The 688-nt window shown below is 56.7% G+C and carries 2 protein-coding genes; both read left to right on the top strand.

The window, feature by feature from the left end:
- Positions 1-289: RHS repeat domain-containing protein (locus tag CUC53_RS15705; RefSeq protein WP_157798300.1), on the top strand; the 289-nt coding region annotated here is incomplete at its 5' end.
- 187 nt (positions 290-476) lie between these two features.
- A partial coding sequence (locus CUC53_RS15700) for an RHS repeat domain-containing protein (RefSeq protein ID WP_157798299.1) occupies positions 477-688 on the top strand: 212 nt, incomplete at its 3' end.

Raw genomic sequence — 688 nt, 5'->3', positions numbered from 1 at the left:
CCACCCCGGCCTGCATTTGGTGAGTCGACGCACCAACCCCGATGGCAGCGAGCTGGAAAACGAGCAGGGCGAGCGGCACCACATCCACTACTACCCCAACGGCTTGATAGCGAGTGAAACCGGCTTTGATGGCCGCACTACTGCCTATCGCTACGACCTGACTGGCCAGCTGCTGGAAAAGAGCGAGCTGGGGGAGCAGGGCGGCGAGCTGATAACCCGCTACCAGCGGGACGCCATGGGGCGGCTTATCCAGAAAACCCTGCCCGATGGCCTAATGCCAGTCAGTTAAGCACTTTTATGACTAAATATTCGAGATATTGAATATCAAAAGTAGCTCCATGATTAAAGAGTCAATTTGGCTCCAACCCTTGCCCTGACTGGCATGCAATAAAAAGAGGGAGGCATCATGCCTCCCTCACTCGTTAGCCCTTATACCCCGCGGGTTGGGACTCAAATTCTCTTAACTGACTTGCATTATGCCCGATGGCCAGCAGATTGCGTATCGCTACGACGGTCACGGCCAGCTGACCGAGGTGGACGATGGCCAGTGGCCGCTGCACTTTGAGTACGACCGCGCAGGCCAGCTGATTGCTGAGCATCAAGGCTGGGCGAGCAGCTACTTTGGCTATAACGCGCTGGGCCAGCTGGCCCACTGGCAACTACCGGATGGCAACCAGCTGGCTTATCA

The sequence above is a fragment of the Aeromonas cavernicola genome (assembly GCF_002795305.1).
Classification (GTDB): domain Bacteria; phylum Pseudomonadota; class Gammaproteobacteria; order Enterobacterales; family Aeromonadaceae; genus Aeromonas; species Aeromonas cavernicola.
The sequence above is the reverse complement of the archived record's forward strand: the minus strand, read 5'-3'. Positions and strand labels throughout refer to the sequence as shown.